The following is a 16168-nucleotide window of genomic DNA, read 5'->3' as shown; positions in this document are numbered from 1 at the left end:
GCCATGAGAAAGATCAGACGGCGGAGCAGAACGCCCAGCCGTTTCAGCTCTGCCGAGGCGCGGCGCTTCAGTGTCTTCGAAATCAGTTCCGGATGCCTGAACAGACCCGCATTCACGCCGGTCTCTGCGACGGCGCGGGCGATCGTGCGAAAGGCATGTTGGATGAAAACGGTGAGGTCTGTCATGGCGGGAAGCATGGCATGGGCGCGTATCAGACGGATAGGAAGTGCCCTCACCTCCCACCGCCTCCGGCGGCGGGCCCCGCCTCTCCCGCAAGCGGGAGAGGGATTTTCTTTCGTCACGGCAACAGATGCACGAAGGCGCCGGGTTTATCCCTCCCGCTCCGGGAGACACAGCGAAGCTGTGTGGGAGGTGAGGGATTGGCGCGTGTCTGTCCGCGCCGCTTGTCCGGCCATGACCAGTGGCGCACTTGGCATGACCTCGTCATGACGAGGCATGACCAGTCATGATTATAACGGACTATACCGGACTATGCCGGATCAGGGCAGCGTGGCCAGCTGCTGTTCCAGTTCCGAGGACAGGGACAGGAGGCGGGCTTCGGCAATTTGCAGCTGGGTCGCCGCACGGTAGCGGGCGATCTGCGCGTCGCGGTATTCATTCTCCGCATCCAGAGCATCGACCAGCGTGCGGATGCCGGCTTCCTGCTCTTTCTGGGCCCCTTCTGCGGCAAGCTCTGCAGCTTTCTCGGCCCGTTCGGCCGCCGCGAGCGACAGGCGGCGGGCTTCGATGTCGCCCCAGAGACCGGCCACAGCTTCATGCAGCTGCAACTCTGCCGCACGGACATTGGCCGTTGCGGCGCTGCGCCCGGCAATGGCTTCGCGCTTGGAGGCGTTGCGCAGGCCGCTGGTCAGCAGCGGGACTTCGACGCGCACAAAGGCGCCGACATCGCTGATCTGGTCCTCGAAGAAGAAGTAGACGTCTTCCCCGGTTGTGGCACGGGCACGCAGCGAGACTTTCGGGCCAAACTTGCCCTTTGCCTCGGTCACACGGTGGCCAGCGGAAATTTCAGCGGCGCGGGCGGCGGCAAGGTCCGGGTTCCGGGACATGACACGCGACAAGGCGGCCTGCATGTCCCCTCCGACGATTTCACCAAGGGCGGGCGGTTCTGAGGTGACGGCATGGTCGACGCCGGTCAGGCGGGCAAGGCGCGCCCAGGCCCCGGACAGCGCCGCCCGGGCGGCTTCTCGCTCAGCCTGTGCGGAAGCGAGCCGCGCTTCGGTGAGGGCGATGTCGGTGCGGGTGACCTGCCCCTGATCGAACCGGGCCTGTGTCTCGTCGAGCCGGATGCGGAAGGTCGCGACCCGGGCTTCGGCGACCTCGACTGTCCGCTCGGCAAGCCACGCATTGGCATAGGCTTCGAACGTGTCGAGGATCAGTTTCTCACGTGCGCCGAGCATCTGGTAGCTGGCCGCGTCACGCTGGGCCTTGGCCGCGTCGACGGCGGCGCCGAGCGCGCCGGACTGGAAGACGGTCCACTCGGCCTGGAGGCCGGCAGAGCGTGGGACCTGGGAGATGCGGTCCTGCGTGAAGTCCGTCTCGACCGCGCCGACTTCCGCCTGCAGCCCGGCCTGGAGGCCACGGCCAGCGCGGGCGGCGTCCACCCCGGCACGGCTGCGCTCTACGCCAGCTTCGGCCTGCTCCAGCGACGGGTCGTGGCTCAGCGCCTGCTGCACGGCATCGCGCAGCGAGATCGGCTGGGCCAGCGCAACCGGTGCGACGAGCGCCAGCAGGCTGACGGAAAGCCGGCGGGCAAATGTCATGCTCATTTGAACGCGTTACCCGGCTTCAGGCCGATGGCCTTGAAGATCATCGCCGCGGGGCAGAAGCCCGTGAAGGCGGCCTGGAACATGTTCAGCCCGGCAAAAGCCGTCAGCAGGAACCAGTAAGGCGACACGAAATAGCCAAGCGCGAGGCTCAGCGAAACGACGACGCCAGCGAAAGCGAAGACAGCACGATCGACATTCATCTTGAACATCCTCTGAGTTGCATCAGGCACTCCGCCTGAATGGGTTGTGATCAGGCGCTCAGCCTGAAGGTTGACTGGATCCAACGGGCAAGGCCTTCGCCCGTCTGGGCACCGGCCTGGTTGGCGATGAGGCTTCCATCTTCCCAGGCCAGCAGGGTCGGGATGCCCCGGATGCCGAGCTTGCCTGCAGCCTCCTGGTTCTGGTCGGAATTCAGTTTGAAGAAGCGGACCTGATCGGCAAACCGTCCGGCCGCCGCTTCATAGGCGGGCGCCATCATCCGGCACGGGCCGCACCAGGGCGCCCAGACGTCCAGCACGAAGGCGCCGGTGTCACGGGCGATGAGGCGTTCCAGCATGGCGCCGTCAATGTCCACCGGCTTCGGCGTGGCCAGCTTCTGGCTACACTTGCCGCATTTGCCTGCCGAGAGCGGCTTGCCCGCCGCGACGCGATTGGGCGCGCCGCAGCTGGTGCAGATGGCGATACGGCCTTTGACGGTTGTGTCCACCATGACGGACTCCTCTGCGGATTACTTCAGCTTGTGCGTTTTCAGCAGGTTCAGCGCGGCGTTCTCATAGAAGGTCTCGGACCGGCCGGACTTGATCTTGCCGAGGAAGTATTTCTCGAACCCGACTTTCGCCGTGTGGACCCAGCCGCCGGAGACGGACCAGTTCACATTGCGTGGCGGGATCTGGGGCTGCGCGATAAAGGCGACGCCGCCATCACCGAAGTCGGCAATACAGATCGCGTTCCAGGTCGCCTCATGGGTCGGCTCCTTGCCGCGCACGATCTGGCCGAGGTTTTCAGCAATCGCTGTGACCATGGATTCGATCATGAAGCCCGTCTTCGGCACGCCGACCGGCACCGGCGTCTTGCCGACGGGCGGAATGGCGATGCAGACGCCGAGGCCCATGATTTCGGGGTATTTCGGATTGCGCTGGTGCTTGTCAGTGAGAACGAAGCCGCGCGGATTGACGAGGCCTTCGATGTCGCGCACCGCCGGCACACCGCGGAACGGCGGCAGCATCATGGAGAACTTCATCGGAAGTTCGTGGATCTGCTTGGTGGAGCCGTCCTCGTTCACTTCCTCGACAATCATCTTGTCGGCTTCGACCTTCTGGACCTTTGCGTTGCAGATCCACTTGATGTGGCGGTCGCGCATCTCGCTTTCGAGCAGGCCTTTCGTATCGCCGACGCCATCCAGGCCGAGGTGGCCGATGTACGGTTCGGAGGTGACGAAGGTCATCGGCACCTTGTCGCGGATCTTCCGCTTGCGGAGCTCGGTCTCGATGATCATGGCGGTTTCATAGGCCGGGCCGTAACAGGAGGCGCCCTGAACCGCGCCGACGATCACCGGGCCGGGATCGGCGCAGAGCTCTTCAAACGCCTTGTAGCCAGCCAGGGCGTGATCGATGTGACAGACCGACTGGGTGTGACCGTTCGGGCCGAGCCCCTCGATCTCGTCGAAGGCCAGTTCGGGGCCGGTGGCGATGACAAGATAGTCGTAATCAACGAAGGAGCCGTCCGCCATGCGCAGGCGTTTGTTCTCCGGCTCGACTTTCTCTGCGGCGCCCACAACCAGTTGCACACGGCGCTTTTTCATCGGTTTTTCAAGGTCGACGACAATGTCTTCTCGGTCGCGCCAGCCCACCAGAACCCAAGGGTTCGACGGGACGAACTGGTAGAAGTCCGTTTCGTTGACGGCGATCACTTCATCCTGCCGCCGGACCTTCTTCCGAATCTCATAGGCGGCAATCACACCGCCCAAACCTGCACCTAACACTACGATCTTAGCCATGGCCCTACTCCCTGGGGGATTAATTCTTTGTATGCGTTATCCCTTATATTCGTGTTTTATAAAATGCGCATTATGTCGCATGTTTAATCTGACCGTGCGCATGTATCTCGGATGAAAATAACAGGCGTGCGCACGATCGCACATAAGAGGAGTCCCCTATGGCCGATCCCCGTGACCTTTCCCCCGCAACTGTTTGCGAAGGCCTCAAGGCCAATGAGATCATGCTCGTGGATGTGCGGGAACCGAACGAGTTTGCGTTCGAGCGCATTCATGGCGCCCTGCTCCACCCGCTCTCGACTTTTGAACCCAAAGCCATCCCGACCGCACCGGGCCGCAAGATCGTGTTCCAGTGCGGATCCGGCAAACGCTCCCGCGCTGCCCTTGATGCCTTTATGGCTGCGACCGGCGCCGACGCCGCGCACATGGCAGGCGGCATCATGAAGTGGAAGGCTGATGGCTTCCCGTGCGTCCAGATCAATCCGGCAACCGGCAAGGTGGAAGACCATGGCCGTTACTAGAACGCTCTTTCTCAGCGCAGCCTTTGCCGCTCTCTCCCTTCAGGCAGCGGCGGAGGTCATGACCGTCGAGGAATCCGTGGTCATGGACTACCGTCCGGCGGTTGCCCGGATCGAGGCGGCAGATTCCGCCACGGCCCGTTCGCGGCTGCAGGGTGTCGTCTCGCGCCTGTCGATCGATGAGGGGGATGTGGTGGATGCCGGCGAACTGGTGGCGGTCGTCACCGACGCAACCATCGCGCCCAGCATTTCCGCGCTCGCCTCCCGCATCGAAGGCCTGCAGGCCCAGATCCGTCAGGCGGAGGAAGACCTGACCCGGAACGAAGCCCTGTTCGAGCAAGGCTTCTTCCCGAAGGCCCGCCTGGACGAACAGCGCACCAATCTGGACGTGCTGAAGCGCAACCTGTCGTCTGCCCAGTCTGAGCGAAATGCGCTCGGCGCCCGGCAGGCAGAGGGCCGCATTCTTGCGCCAGCCAATGCCAAGGTCACGGGTGTGAATGTGGTCGAGGGCTCCGTTGTTTCGCCCGGCGAAGTCATCGCGACCTTTGCCACCGTAAACGGCGTCGTGCGTCTCTCCCTGCCGGAGCGCCACGCGGCCCAGATCAGCGAAGGCGAAACCTTTGCCCTGCGCCTGCCGACCCGTGGCGGCGACCTGCGCACCGCGACCATCGTCAAAGTGTATCCGGAACTTCGCAATGGCGAACTGATCGCCGATGCCACGGTTCCCGGCGGGCTGGACGCCCTTGTCGGGGAGCGCGTCGACGTGCTGGCCCCGGTCGGCGAACGCCGCGCCATCCTCGTGCCGAAGGACTATGTCTCCACCCGCTATGGCGTGGACTTCGTCCGTGTGCAGGTGGGTGACCGGTTCGTCGATGCGCCAATCGCGCTCGCCGCGCCGCTGGCTGACACCGAAGGCAAATATGAAGTGCTCACCGGTCTGAAGCCCGGGGACAAAATCGAAAAGCCGGAGTAACCGCGCATGAAACCGGACGTCTCGGGTTCCATCACACGGTCGACCATCCGGTCGCCGCTGACACCGCTCTTCCTGCTGACGGCGCTCGCGGTCGGCCTTGTTGCATTGCTCTCCATCCCGCGTGAGGAAGAGCCGCAGATTTCCGTGCCCATGGTCGACATGATCGTGCAGGCGCCGGGCCTGAAAGCGCCGGACGTGGTGGAACAGGTCACCGAGCCTCTGGAAAACATCATCAAGGCGATCCCGGACGTCGAACATGTCTACTCGCAGAGCCGCGATGACGGCGCGATGGTCACGGCCCGTTTCAATGTCGGCACCGATGCCGATGACGCGATCCTGCGCGTGCACGAAAAGATCCGCGCGAACATGGACCGCATCCCGCCGGATGTGCCGATGCCGCTGGTCGTGGGCCGGGGCATCAATGACGTCTCTATCGTCACGCTGACCCTGTCACCGGAAGAATGGACCGGGGACGTCTGGACAGACACCACGCTGCGCATGCTCGCAGAGGAGCTGCAGTCCGAACTCATCAAGATCGACGATGTCGGCCTGACCACGATCATCGGCGGACGTCCGCTGGAACTGCGCGTGGAGCCGGACATTCAGGCGATGGCCGCCTATGGCGTGCCGCTGCAGACGCTGGTCCAGTCGGTCGGACAGGCCGCCGCCGCGATGCCCGTGGGCGCCGCCCGCCAGGACGGCAATACGCTGCTCGTGCAGGCGGGTGACCGGATCGATGCCGTTGGTGAACTGGAACGCCTCGAAATTCCGGGCGCCGATGGCCGCACCGTTTATCTCTCCGACGTCGCGACAATCCGCGTGGCAGGCGCGGAAAACGACTCGCGCGTCTGGACGCTCGACCGGCGCGAGGACGGCAACGGCTTTGCCGCCCGCCCGGCGGTAACGCTCTCCCTCGCCAAGCGCCCCGGCGCCAATGCCGTGAACGTGGCCGAAGCCATCCTGCACCGGGTAGACCTGCTGAAGGGCGGCCTGATCCCGGAAGGCGTGCGCGTCGAGGTCACCCGCGACTATGGCGAGACGGCGAACCACAAGGCCAACGAGCTCCTGTTCCACCTTGGCCTCGCCACCATTTCCATCGTTATCCTGATCGCCTTTGCGATTGGCTGGCGCGAGGCGCTGGTGACGTTGATTGTGATCCCGACGACCATCCTGCTGACGCTCTTTGCGTCGCTGATGATGGGCTACACGATCAACCGCGTCTCGCTGTTCGCGCTGATCTTCTCCATCGGCATCCTTGTGGACGATGCCATCGTCATTATCGAAAACATCGCCCGCCACTGGGCCATGAAGGATGGGCGCTCCCGCGTGGCGGCCGCCATCGATGCGGTCTCCGAAGTTGGCAACCCGACCATCATCGCGACGCTGACCGTGATCGCGGCCCTGTTGCCGATGATGTTCGTATCCGGACTGATGGGCCCCTACATGGCGCCGATCCCGGCGAACGCGTCGGCCGCCATGCTGTTCTCCTTCTTCGTCGCCGTCGGTGTTGCGCCATGGCTGATGATGAAGATTGCTGGCAAGGCCCCGCTGCACGGCCATGGCGCCAGCGGCGAAGAAGATCACCTTGAAGGTGCTGAAGCGACACGCCTCGCCGCCTTTTATACGAAGGTCGCCAGCCCGATCGTGGCCTCTCGCAAGAATGCGTGGATCTTCCTGATTGCCGTTGGCGTTGCCACGCTCGCCTCGCTCAGCCTGTTCTATTTCAAGGTTGTGCCGGTGAAGCTGCTGCCCTTCGACAACAAATCGGAAATCCAGGTCGTGGTCGACCTGCCGGAAGGCGCTTCGGTCGAGGACACGGAACGCGCCCTCTTTGCGCTGGCCGATGCCATCCGTGACGTTGATGAGGTCGAGACCATTCAGGCCTATGCCGGGACGGCTGCGCCGTTCAATTTCAACGGCCTCGTGCGCCACTACTTCCTGCGCAACTCGCCGGAGCTTGGCGACCTGCAGGTGAACCTCTCCGAAAAGTCGCACCGCAAGCGGGCGAGCCATCCGATTGCCCTCGACATTCGCGAGCGCCTGCTCGCCCTGCCGATGCCGGAAGGGACAAGCGTGAAAGTGGTGGAAGTTCCGCCCGGACCGCCGGTCCTCTCCACGCTGCTGGCTGAGATCTATGGCCCAACACCCGAAGCCCGCCGCGAGACGGCCGCCATTGTCGAACAGTTCTTCAAGGACACCGACTTCATCGTCGACGTCGACAATTCCATCGGCGATCCGGCCCCGCGCCTGACCGTCTCGGTGGATGAGCCGCGCGCCGCCGACTACGGCGTCCAGCAGCAGGACATTCTGGATACGATCGCGCTCGCCTTTGCGGGCCAGACAGTTGGCGTCAGCCCGCGCAGCGAAGGCCGTGATCCGCTCGACATCCGCATCCGCCTGCCGAAATCGGAACGCAACTGGTCTCAGGAGATTGCCGCCATTCCGGTGCCGGCACGCCTGGCTGGCCCGAACGCAGCGCCTGTGGAACTGGGCGCGCTGGTCGATGTCTCGGAAGAAAGCGGCTCGCCGGTCATCTTCCGCCGCGATGGCTATTTCGCCGACATGGTGATGGGTGAACTCGCTGGCCGGTTCGAGGCACCGATCTATGGCATGTTCGAAATCCAGGACAAGGTGAAGAGCTTTGACTGGGCGGCTGCAGGCCTCACCGCGCCGGCGGTCCGCATGTACGGCCAGCCGCAGGACGATACCCAGCCGACCCTGCTCTGGGATGGCGAATGGGAAATCACCTATGTCACGTTCCGCGACATGGGCGCCGCCTTCGCCGTGGCCCTGCTGGCGATCTACATTCTCGTGGTCGGCCAGTTCGGCACCTTCCGCGTGCCGCTCATCATCCTGACGCCGGTGCCGCTGACGCTGATCGGCATCATGATCGGCCACTGGCTGTTCGGGGCACCGTTCACGGCCACGTCGATGATCGGCTTCATCGCGCTCGCCGGGATTATCGTGCGCAACTCGATCCTGCTGGTGGACTTTGTCCGTCACCTCGAAGACGGCAAGACACCGCTGAAGGAGGTGCTGCTGCACGCCGGGGCCATCCGCTTCAAACCGATCCTGCTGACCGCCCTGGCGGCCATGATCGGGGCAGCGGTGATCCTGACGGACCCGATCTTCCAGGGTCTGGCGATCTCACTGCTGTTCGGGCTGGCATCTTCGACAGCGCTGACCGTACTGGTAATCCCCGCGATTTATATCGCCCTGCGCGGCCCGGACTGGCTGCCAGAGCAGAAAGGCACGGAACCTGCTGATGCGGCAGGAACCGGACAGGAGGTACACAACTGATGGCCGCACGAAAGAAAGCCGCCAATGACGCCTATGAAGTGGTTTCGGATAGCATCCATGAAGCGTCCGAAGTCATGAAAGCCATGTCGAGCGAAACGCGGCTGAAAATCCTCTGCGCCCTCAGCGAAGGCGGCGAGATGCCGGTCGGCGAACTCGCAAGCCTGACGGAGCAGTCCCATTCGGCCGTCTCGCAGCACCTCGCAAAGCTGCGGGCGGCAAACCTGGTGGAATCACGCCGGGACGCGCAGACGATCTATTATCGCTGCAGCGGCGGCGTCGGCCGCGCCCTGATCAACACGCTCTGCGATTATTACCGCTAGACCAATCAGGAATATCCGACCCGGAAACCAGAAAAGCCGCCCCGAGGGGCGGCTTTTTTGTGGCTTGCAGCCATCATTTGGAGAAAATGGCGCGAGTGACGGGGCTCGAACCCGCGACCTCCGGCGTGACAGGCCGGCACTCTAACCAGCTGAGCTACACCCGCGCATTTTCCGGGCCGCGTTGCGGCGAGCCGCCTCTTTATGCGCGGGCGCAGATGGGGTCAAGCGGGGAACTTCATGCGGAATCAGCTATTTCGTTTTTTCTGCAGCCATTCCTCCGACATAATGCCCATGTAGTATGTCGAGACCCACTCCAAGGCGACCGAAATGAAGCGCATTTTCCTGATCCTGGCCGGTATTGTCGGCCTCCTTCTCGTTGCAGCCCTGACTGTTCCGTTTTTCGTCCCGAAATCGGTCTACAAGACGCAGATCGAAAAAGCCGCGACGGGCGCCCTCAAGCGTGATGTCGTCCTGACAGGCGATGTCAGCGTTTCGGTCTTCCCGCGAATCTCCGCCAGCGTGGGCGGTGTGACGGTGGCCAACCCGGAAGGCTTCTCCGCGCCCAACATGATCGAAGCTGGTGAACTGCGCGGCTCCGTGAAGTGGATGCCCCTGCTCTCCCGCCGGGTGGAAGTGCAGGAGCTTTCCTTCGTCGATGCGAACGTCCAGCTGGAGAAGCTGGCAGATGGCCAGACCAATTGGGAGTTCGGATCCGGCGACACGGAACAGCCGGCCCAATCCGGTGAAGGCGGCGGCGTCAGCGCCAGCATCGCAAAGGCCAGCCTGAAGAATGCCTCCCTGACCTATACTGACCGGGAAGCCGGCACCGAATACGCGCTGAAGGATCTCAACCTCGATGCTTCCATGCAGGGTTTCGACAAGCCGCTGAAGGCCCGGGCCGACGGCATCTTCCAGGACCAGGCCTTCGACATCGACCTGGCTGTCGATACGCCCGAGCTGCTGCAGAGCGGCCAACCGGCAAAGATCGACGCGACGTTTGACTCGAAACTGGCCAAGGGCAAGTTCGGTGGCGCCGTCACGCTGGGCGATGCCCCGGCGCTTGACGGCACATTCAGCCTGAACGCGCCTGATCTGGCGGCTGTCGCAGATTTCGCCTCGCTGGACCTCCCGGTGAACCTCGCCCCGCTCGGTGCAGGCGACATGTCCGGGACCGTCTCCGGCCCCTTCGACGCGCTGATGATCAAGTTTGACGGGCTCGACCTGAAAAGCGACCTGCTGGACCTCGGCTTCACGGGATCGGTCGACCTGAAGGAGACCCCGGTCGTGGATGGACAGCTTCAGGCGGCCGCTTCCAATACCGGCGAATTGCTGAAGCAGATGGGTATCGAAGTTCCCGCGGAAGATGCGCTTGAGAAAGTGGACATCGCCAGCAAGGTCAGCGGGCCAGCTGACGCGCTGTCCCTGACCGGTCTGGACATCAAGCACAGCGGTGCCCTGCTGAACGCCTCCTATAAAGGACAGGCGTCTCTGGCGGGCGATGGCAGCATCAAGGGCACAATCGACGCCTCGAGCAATGAACTGCGTGCCTTGCTGAAAGCTGCTGATGTAGAGATGCCGGAAGGCGACACGCTGAAGACCTTCTCGACCGCCGGAGACATTTCCGGCTCGTTCAAGAAGCTCTCCATCTCCAACCTGAATTTCGCGCTCGACGACATCCGCGCCACCGGGACGGCCGGGCTGAACCTTGGCGGAGCGAAACCGCAGCTGACAGGTGATCTCGACATGGGCGAGCTGGACCTGTCCCCCTTCCTCGCCGCTGAGGACCAGGAGAAGAAGCCGCAACAACCGATGCAGGGCTGGAGTACGGAACCGCTGGACCTGGCCGGCCTGAACGCGGTGAATGCGAATCTCAAGATCAAGACGTCCACGCTGACGCTCGGCAATGTGGTGCTGAAGGATGCCCGCATGGATGTGGTTCTGAAGAACGGCAAGCTGAAAGCCGACCTGCCCGCCTTCAACGCGTTCGGCGGCAGCTGGGCCGGCAAGATGAACCTCGATGCCTCTGCGGCCAAACCTGCCCTGTCGCTCGACATGACGGGTGACAGCGTCGGCGTCTCGTCCCTGCTGGGAACGCTGGCAGGTTTCGACAAGCTGACTGGCACGGGCTCTTTCGCTGTCTCGGCGACCTCCAGCGGCACGTCGATCGACGAGATCATGAAAGGCCTGAATGGCGAGCTCAGCACCAAGCTGAATGACGGCGCGATCAAGGGCCTGAACGTGGCCCAGCTGGTCCGCAGCAAGGACTCGCTGCTCCAGGCCGTGACGTCAGGCCAGCTGCAAAGCCTCGACTTCGCCTCTGCCCTGTCTCCGGAAGCAAAGACGGATTTTTCCAGCTTCGACACCGTCCTGTCGGTGAAGAATGGCGTTGCGAATGTGGATCTGATGAAGCTTCTCAGCCCGGTGCTTGGCATCGACGGAACCGGCAACATCAATCTTGGCGGCCAGACGCTCGACCTGCGCCTCGCGACCAGTATCGACAAGAAAGGTCAGGGGTCCGGCAGCGTGGTACAGCTGAATGGCATCCCTGTGCCAATCCGCCTGTCTGGCAGCTGGAACAAGCCGAAAGTGACTCCGGACCTGTCGGGCGTCACCAATCATCTGAAACAGGACCTGACCGGTCAGCTTCTCGAAGGCATTACCGGCAAATCCGGCAGCAGCGGCGGGGCCAATCCGCTGGCGGACATTCTTGGCACTTCGGGCAGTACAAAGCCGGATACATCATCCACCGATGACGCGGCTGACACGCCTGCGAAAGAAGAAACCCCGGAAGACCTGGCAGAACAGGCTGCCCGGGAGGCCATTGGCGGCCTTCTGTTCGGCAAGAAGAAACCCGAGGACAAGCCGGACGAATAGACCGGTAGCCCGAAGGCTCAGGAGACTTTCGCCGTTCTGTCCGGCGTTTCGTCCGGCTCCACAATACGGAGCTTCGGGCGGGGCGCCGGCGCAACCTGCGCCGCGTCGCTGTCCTTCAGCTCAACGAGATGCCCGAGTTTGTCCAGCGGCTGGGCCCGGCTGATGAAAAAGCCCTGCAGATTGTCACAGCCATTCTCCCGCAGGAAATCGGACTGGTAGCCGGTCTCTACACCTTCTGCTGTACAGCTCATGCCGAGCGACCGCGCGAGCTCCAGCGTGGCGATCGCGATGGCGCGGTTGTCGGCGCGGCTTTCGAGATCAGATATAAAGCTCTTGTCGATCTTGATCTTGTCGAACGGGAAGCTGCGCAAATAGCTCAGCGACGAGAAGCCTGTCCCGAAGTCGTCCAGCGCAATCCGTACACCAATCTTCTTGATCTGATGCAGGCGTTGCAGTGTGAACTCGGTATCCGACATCAGCACGCTTTCGGTGATTTCCAGCTCCAGCCGCTCAGGCGCAATATTGTTTGCCGCAATCGCCTGCATGATCGTCGGCACCAGGCTCTGCGAATGGATCTGCAGCGGCGAGATGTTCACAGAAATGCCGATATGGTCCGGCAAGCGGCGGGCCTCGGCCATCGCCGCGCGGATGACCCAATCGCCAATCCGCGTAATCAGGCCGATGTCTTCGGCGTGCTCGATGAATTCCCCCGGATAGACCAGGCCGCGCGTCGGGTGCTCCCAGCGCAGCAGGGTTTCGAACCCTGACACTTCAAGCGTTTCGGCATCCACGACCGGCTGGAAAAAGACGCGCAGTTCCTGATTGTCGAGTGCGCGGTGAAGGTCCGTCTCGACCTGCTGGCGGGCGCGGGCTTTTTCGTCGAGCTCATCGGTAAACATGCACCAGTTGCCCTTGCCCAGCTTCTTGGCCTGATAAAGGGCTAGGTCGGCATGTTTCAGCAAGGCGCGCGCATCCTGGGTGAAGGAGTCGAACAGGCGCACGCCGACAGAGGCCGAACAGTTCGCGGTTGACCCCCAGATGTCATAGGGCTCCGACATCCGTTCCACGAGGTCGTCGAGGAAATCTTCCAGCTGCTCCCAGTCCGGACGTTCGACGATCAGGGCGAACTCATCTCCGCTGATACGGGAAACGACATCCTCATCCCGGCACACGCCGGTCAGCCGTCCGGAAACCTGGCGCAGCAACTCATCGCCCGCCGGATGGCCGAGCGTGTCATTGACCCATTTGAAATTGTCGAGATCCATCCAGACCAGCGCCCGGCTGGCCTTCGGCGGCAACGGCATGCGCACCGCTTTTTCGAGATGCTCCTGCATGGTGATCCGGTTCGGCAGTCCGGTGAGACCGTCATAATGGGCCATGTAGGCGATGCGGTCTTCGATTTCCTTCGACTGGGTGATGTCGGTCGCCACGCCCCGGAAGCCCCGGAACTTCCCGTTCTCGAAGATCGGCTTGCCGGTGACAGACCACCAGCACTCCTGACCGCCCTCCGGCGTCTTCACCTGAAGGGCCAGATCCCGGAAAGCCTGCCGGCGCATCAGGCTGGTCTTGAGGACATAATGCGCCTCATCCTCCATGAAGAGCTCCAGCAGAGGATCCCCCTTGCGCATCACGCTGTCAGCGCCCTTCAGGCCTTCGAAGACGAGCGGAATATCCTGCAACTGGCCGTCCGTATTGGTCTGCCAGAGCCAGTCGGACGTGCTTTCCTCAAAATCGCGTAGCAGCAACCCGATCAGCTGGGATTGTTCGGTGACCGCACACTCGCTGAGGTGCTGTTCGACGAACTGCTTGTAGGACCAGCTGACCGCCAGGACGAGCGCACAGACATAGGCGAGCGTAAGAAGGGAAATGAACTGATAGGTCTGGTCATTCAGCAGCTGCATGGCCGCGACCACACCCGCGCCGACCGGCAGCAGGAAAGAGATCGCCGCAGCGGGCGTCCGCGCCATCAGGAAGGTGCCCGCGAACATCATGCCGGCGACGATCACGCCCAGGATCATCTGTCCCTGAGGCGCCGCCGCATTCATGACGATGAAAGGGACAATTCCCCAAAGAATGCCATTCAGCAGCGAGCCCCGGGTAAAATTGTCCAGCGCGGCCTGGGACCGCTGGTCGAGCGGATCCATGTCTCGCGGTATGAAGAACTGGGTCCCGACCGAAACCATGCTCGAGACGAGGATCGCCGCGCCCCAGACATAGAGCAAGTCGCTGGCCACTGTGCCGTGGAAGCAGATGACGACGATGCAGGCATTCATCAGGTTCGCAAGGATCATGACGAACGTGATCCGGCGCACCATGTCCAACTGTCTGGCCCGCAGGCTGGCTGAATGCTTATCAGGTACAGCAGCGCGCTTCATAAATCCGGTCAATGTCTGATCCCCATCACATCGCCCGGAAGGCCGGGCAGCACCCGTATTCCTCCTTCCCACCGGAAGAATCTCGGGACGAATCATTTTTACGAAATCCGGGTGAACGGGGTGGAAGCCGGATCGATGAAATTTTATCGATTTCGTGTTCGGAGGGGCGGCGAAACCGCCCACCTCAGCGCCAGTAGGGCTCTTCCAGAATGTAGTCGATCGCCTGCCCACGGGCCGAGAACGACAGTTTCAGCCAACGGCCTGCGTCGTCATACCAGAGCGTCACATCAATATCGGAATCGAGAAAAAACTTGTTCGCTTCAATGGCTTCGCCGGCAATCGTGAGCGTTTCGCGGCCCATCGGCCGGATGGACACATCAATCAGCTGCCCGTTTTCAGACGACAGCAGGGTATTCTGCTCCATGCTGGCGATATTCCAGTGGCTGGCCGGGATGGTGGTTGCGGGGACCTCGCCGCGATACGCAGTGCCATCGACTTCGATGATGCCGTCTTCCGCCTCTGCAGTGACTGAACCCTTGTTGCCGTCCTTGTAGACTTCGCCTTCCAGCTCCATCAGACGCCCGTCCTGCCAGCGTTCAGTCGCCTTCAGGTCATAACGGTAAAGGGGGATCGGGCCGAAGCCGGCGCGCAGTTTCACATCCGTATGGGCCTCGATCGTGCCGTCCGGCAGCACATCGAACCGCACCTCATGTGTGCCGAACGGCTTACCCTGGCGGCGTACGTCGAAGCGGATCACATCTCCGTCATCCGGGGTCCAGACGAGCCCCGGGACGCGGCCGGTCTGGGTCGGCGCATTGTCAGCATTTGCCTGACCTGACAGGGCAAGGCCCAGCACGGTCAAAAAGGCTGAAAAGCGGAAAGCCAGTGTCTGCATGGCCAGTTTACGTAACAGGACAGATGATGGATCAGTTTAGGGGAAGCCCATGCAGGGACGGTTGTCCTGCGCCGCAGGGCACCCTAGCTTCCCGGTTTACCCCGGAAACCGACCTGGAACCGCCCGTATGCAAACCTACCGATCCGTCATCGACCTCATTGGAAACACACCGCTTCTTCGCCTGAACAAGGTCTCGGATGAGACCGGCTGCGAGATCCTCGGCAAATGTGAATTCCTGAACCCCGGCCAGTCGGTGAAGGACCGCCCGGCGCTGGGCATCGTACGCGATGCCGAAGCGGCGGGAGAGCTGAAACCCGGCGGCACCATCGTGGAAGGCACAGCGGGCAATACCGGCATTGGCCTCGCGCTGGTTGGCGCGGCGCTCGGCTACCGCGTCGTCATCGTGATGCCCCGCACGCAAAGCCAGGAGAAGAAGGACGCCATCCGCCTGCTCGGCGCCGAGCTGATCGAAGTGGACGCGGTGCCCTACGCCAATCCGAACAACTACCAGCATTATTCGCGCCGTCTTGCCGAAGACCTGGCCAAGAGCGAGCCCAATGGCGCGATCTGGGCCAACCAGTTCGACAATGTCTCGAACCGCAAGGCGCACTACAACACGACCGGCCGGGAAATCTGGAGCCAGACAGACGGCAAGCTTGACGCCTTTATCTGCGCAGTCGGCTCCGGCGGGACGCTGGGCGGTATCTCTCTGGCGCTTAAGGAGAAGCGCGAGTCGGTCCAGATCGGGCTCGCCGATCCGGGCGGTGCAGCGATGTACGAATACTTCACCAATGGCGTGCTGAAGTCCGAAGGCACCTCGATCACCGAAGGCATCGGCCAGGGCCGGATCACCGCGAACCTCGAAGACATCGTGGTGGACCGGGCTTATCGCTGCTCCGATGCAGAGGCCCTGAATGTGCTGTTCGACCTCGTCCAGCACGAAGGCCTGTGCCTTGGCGGCTCATCTGGCATCAACATCGCCGGCGCAGTAAAAATGGCGAAGGACCTTGGCCCCGGCCACACGATTGTTACGATACTCTGCGACTACGGCAATCGCTATCAGTCGAAACTATTCAATCCGGAATTCCTGCGGTCGAAAGATTTGCCGGTTCCGCCATGGATCAAAGGGTAAG

13 protein-coding genes and 1 tRNA gene are annotated in these 16168 nt (G+C 62.5%); 6 read left to right on the top strand and 8 right to left on the bottom strand.

Annotation, left to right across the window (positions count from 1 at the left end):
• The 5 genes from HJA_RS04720 to HJA_RS04700 all read right to left on the bottom strand — a co-directional run.
• Window positions 1–236, bottom strand: a 236-nt coding sequence (locus HJA_RS04720) for a hypothetical protein (protein ID WP_155839863.1), incomplete at its 3' end; no start/stop codon positions are given.
• A 264-nt stretch (window positions 237–500) separates the two neighbouring features.
• A complete protein-coding gene (locus HJA_RS04715; RefSeq protein WP_035578760.1) occupies window positions 501–1787 on the bottom strand; it encodes a TolC family protein in 1287 nt (428 codons plus the stop codon).
• Window positions 1784–1987: a YgaP family membrane protein gene (locus HJA_RS04710; RefSeq protein ID WP_035579001.1), complete on the bottom strand. Its 204-nt coding sequence runs from the start codon at window positions 1985–1987 to the stop codon at window positions 1784–1786. The genes HJA_RS04715 and HJA_RS04710 overlap by 4 nt, the downstream gene beginning before the upstream one ends.
• A 50-nt stretch (window positions 1988–2037) precedes the next feature.
• Entirely contained in the window at window positions 2038–2496 is a 459-nt protein-coding gene (locus HJA_RS04705; protein ID WP_035578757.1) for a thioredoxin family protein, read from the bottom strand.
• A gap of 18 nt (window positions 2497–2514) precedes the next feature.
• Window positions 2515–3783: an NAD(P)/FAD-dependent oxidoreductase gene (locus HJA_RS04700; RefSeq protein WP_035578753.1), complete on the bottom strand. Its 1269-nt coding sequence runs from the start codon at window positions 3781–3783 to the stop codon at window positions 2515–2517.
• A 158-nt stretch (window positions 3784–3941) separates the two neighbouring features.
• Between HJA_RS04700 and HJA_RS04695 the strand changes: the two genes are divergently transcribed.
• From HJA_RS04695 to HJA_RS04680, 4 genes are read left to right on the top strand one after another with little or no spacing between them, the layout of a single operon-like run.
• Window positions 3942–4301: a rhodanese-like domain-containing protein gene (locus HJA_RS04695; RefSeq protein WP_035578751.1), complete on the top strand. Its 360-nt coding sequence runs from the start codon at window positions 3942–3944 to the stop codon at window positions 4299–4301.
• The gene (locus HJA_RS04690; protein ID WP_051597362.1) at window positions 4288–5271 is read left to right on the top strand and encodes an efflux RND transporter periplasmic adaptor subunit; all 984 of its coding nucleotides are present in this window, start codon (window positions 4288–4290) and stop codon (window positions 5269–5271) included. The genes HJA_RS04695 and HJA_RS04690 overlap by 14 nt, the downstream gene beginning before the upstream one ends.
• Window positions 5272–5277: 6 nt before the next feature.
• On the top strand, window positions 5278–8571 hold the full coding sequence (locus HJA_RS04685; RefSeq protein WP_051597361.1) for an efflux RND transporter permease subunit: 3294 nt from the start codon (window positions 5278–5280) through the stop codon (window positions 8569–8571).
• Window positions 8571–8891, top strand: a complete 321-nt coding sequence (locus HJA_RS04680; protein WP_035578748.1) for an ArsR/SmtB family transcription factor — start codon at window positions 8571–8573, stop codon at window positions 8889–8891. Before HJA_RS04685 ends, HJA_RS04680 begins: the two co-directional genes overlap by 1 nt.
• Before the next feature lie 87 nt (window positions 8892–8978).
• Here HJA_RS04680 and HJA_RS04675 read toward each other — a convergent pair.
• Window positions 8979–9055 (bottom strand) — tRNA-Asp (locus HJA_RS04675).
• A 163-nt stretch (window positions 9056–9218) separates the two neighbouring features.
• Between HJA_RS04675 and HJA_RS04670 the strand changes: the two genes are divergently transcribed.
• The gene (locus HJA_RS04670) at window positions 9219–11765 is read left to right on the top strand and encodes an AsmA family protein (protein WP_035578745.1); all 2547 of its coding nucleotides are present in this window, start codon (window positions 9219–9221) and stop codon (window positions 11763–11765) included.
• Between the two features lie 17 nt (window positions 11766–11782).
• On the opposite strand, the gene HJA_RS04665 is transcribed toward HJA_RS04670, so the two are convergent.
• On the bottom strand, window positions 11783–14152 hold the full coding sequence (locus HJA_RS04665) for a putative bifunctional diguanylate cyclase/phosphodiesterase (protein ID WP_162177030.1): 2370 nt from the start codon (window positions 14150–14152) through the stop codon (window positions 11783–11785).
• A gap of 172 nt (window positions 14153–14324) precedes the next feature.
• Window positions 14325–15035, bottom strand: a complete 711-nt coding sequence (locus tag HJA_RS04660; RefSeq protein WP_051597359.1) for a DUF6134 family protein — start codon at window positions 15033–15035, stop codon at window positions 14325–14327.
• A 127-nt stretch (window positions 15036–15162) separates the two neighbouring features.
• Here HJA_RS04660 and HJA_RS04655 point away from each other — a divergent pair, with 127 nt between their 5' ends.
• Entirely contained in the window at window positions 15163–16167 is a 1005-nt protein-coding gene (locus HJA_RS04655; protein WP_035578744.1) for a cysteine synthase A, read from the top strand.
• Window position 16168: the final 1 nt, after the last annotated feature.

This window comes from Hyphomonas jannaschiana VP2 (assembly GCF_000685215.1).
Taxonomy (GTDB): domain Bacteria; phylum Pseudomonadota; class Alphaproteobacteria; order Caulobacterales; family Hyphomonadaceae; genus Hyphomonas; species Hyphomonas jannaschiana.
This window is presented reverse-complemented; position numbering and strand designations above follow the sequence as displayed.

Coding starts and splice junctions, on each gene's coding strand:
- HJA_RS04715 (WP_035578760.1), bottom strand. CDS start 1,787: ATGAGCATGACATTTGCCCGCCGGCTTTCCGTCAGCCTGCTGGCGCTC.
- HJA_RS04710 (WP_035579001.1), bottom strand. CDS start 1,987: ATGAATGTCGATCGTGCTGTCTTCGCTTTCGCTGGCGTCGTCGTTTCG.
- HJA_RS04705 (WP_035578757.1), bottom strand. CDS start 2,496: ATGGTGGACACAACCGTCAAAGGCCGTATCGCCATCTGCACCAGCTGC.
- HJA_RS04700 (WP_035578753.1), bottom strand. CDS start 3,783: ATGGCTAAGATCGTAGTGTTAGGTGCAGGTTTGGGCGGTGTGATTGCC.
- HJA_RS04695 (WP_035578751.1), top strand. CDS start 3,942: ATGGCCGATCCCCGTGACCTTTCCCCCGCAACTGTTTGCGAAGGCCTC.
- HJA_RS04690 (WP_051597362.1), top strand. CDS start 4,288: ATGGCCGTTACTAGAACGCTCTTTCTCAGCGCAGCCTTTGCCGCTCTC.
- HJA_RS04685 (WP_051597361.1), top strand. CDS start 5,278: ATGAAACCGGACGTCTCGGGTTCCATCACACGGTCGACCATCCGGTCG.
- HJA_RS04680 (WP_035578748.1), top strand. CDS start 8,571: ATGGCCGCACGAAAGAAAGCCGCCAATGACGCCTATGAAGTGGTTTCG.
- HJA_RS04670 (WP_035578745.1), top strand. CDS start 9,219: ATGAAGCGCATTTTCCTGATCCTGGCCGGTATTGTCGGCCTCCTTCTC.
- HJA_RS04660 (WP_051597359.1), bottom strand. CDS start 15,035: ATGCAGACACTGGCTTTCCGCTTTTCAGCCTTTTTGACCGTGCTGGGC.
- HJA_RS04655 (WP_035578744.1), top strand. CDS start 15,163: ATGCAAACCTACCGATCCGTCATCGACCTCATTGGAAACACACCGCTT.